Origin of the sequence: Mesorhizobium sp. M7A.F.Ca.CA.002.05.1.1, from assembly GCF_003998335.1 — a bacterium.
Taxonomy (GTDB): domain Bacteria; phylum Pseudomonadota; class Alphaproteobacteria; order Rhizobiales; family Rhizobiaceae; genus Mesorhizobium.
This window is the reverse complement of record NZ_RZQI01001218.1, coordinates 1-1,373: the sequence shown is the minus strand read 5'-3', so window position 1 is coordinate 1,373 and position 1,373 is coordinate 1. Positions and strand designations below refer to the sequence as shown.

The 1,373-nt window shown below is 67.7% G+C and carries 2 protein-coding genes; both read left to right on the top strand.

Features of this window, described 5'->3' with window-relative positions:
- On the top strand, positions 1 to 574 hold a 574-nt coding region (locus tag EN939_RS34270), incomplete at its 5' end, for an ADP-ribosylglycohydrolase family protein (protein ID WP_206528428.1).
- Positions 571 to 1,373, top strand: an 803-nt coding sequence (locus EN939_RS34265) for a PfkB family carbohydrate kinase (protein ID WP_127271833.1), incomplete at its 3' end; no start/stop codon positions are given. The genes EN939_RS34270 and EN939_RS34265, both read left to right, overlap by 4 nt.

Sequence of the window (1,373 nt, the reverse complement as noted above, 5' to 3'; positions counted from 1 at the left end):
GGAGACGTTCGTCGGCAAGGTGGCGGAGACTTGCCGGGCGACGCACAACACCTCGATCGCCATAGCCTCGGCCGCAGCCGTCGCAGCCGCCGTCAGCCGCGGCGTCGCCGGCGGCGGTTGGCGCGATGCTTCGGCCAGCGCGGTCGCGGCGGCGAGGCGAGGGGCGACGCTCGGACATTGGGTCACCGGCGGCGACATCGCCGCGCGTATCGTCTGGGCGCAGGACATCGTGCGTGGCAAGGCGATCAGGGATGCGATCCGGCTGATCACCGATCTGGTCGGCACCGGCGTCGCCAGCCAGGAATCCGTTCCGGCTGCCTTCGCCGTGCTGGAAGTCGCCCGTGGCGACCCCTGGCAAGCAGCCATCATCAGCGCCAATCTCGGCGGCGACACCGATACGATCGGCGCCATCGCTGCCGGCATGGCCGGCGCCTGCACCGGCTTTTCCCGATTGCCGCAAGAGTACATCCTCCGGCTTGTCGGCATCGACTTGTCAGAGGTTGGCGCGCTCGCCGCCGACCTTGTCGCGGCAAGGGCGGCGAAAGCCGGTTCCAGCAAGGACGCGGCGGCGTGAGCGGCCGTCTCGTCCATATCGGCAGTGCCGTGGTCGATTATGTCTACCGCATCGACGCTTTGCCGGCGCCCGGCATGGAAAAGACGGCATCGAGCTTCGCCCAGGTCGCCGGCGGCGGCTTCAACATGATGGTGGCGGCCAGCCGCACCGGCATGCAGGTGGTGTTCGGCGGCCAGCTCGGCAGTGGGCCGAATGGCGACTTCCTGCGCGCCGCCTTCATGGCCGAGAACATCGCGACACTGACGCCGCCATCGCCCTTGATGGACAGTGGCAATTGCGTCGCCATGATCTCCAGCGACGCCGAACGCACCTTCGTGTCATGGCCAGGTGCGGAGAGCGTACTCAGCCTCGATATGATGGCGCCCGTCGCGGTGGCGCCGGGAGACTGGGTGTTCACCTCCGGCTATACGCTGAGCTACCCCAAGAGCCGCGATGCGCTCACCGACTGGATCGAGGCGCTGCCGGCGAATATTCCCTTCGTCTTCGATCCGACGCCGGTCATCTCGGACATTCCACGCTCCATCCTGTCGCGGGTGCTTGCCCGCACCACATGGCTGAGCTGCAACACGAGGGAGGCGGCCGAGATTGCCGGCCCGGGCGATGTCGAGGGTCTCGCGGCGCGACTTCTGGGCGACCATTGCCCGCAGGCTGCTGGCGTGATCATCCGCTCCGGAGCAAAGGGTTGCCACGTACGGTTGGCCCACGGGTCAGCGCAGACCATTGCCGGCTTCAAGGTCAACGCCGTCGACACCAATGGCGCCGGCGACACCCATAACGGCGCTTTTGTCAGCGCGTTGGC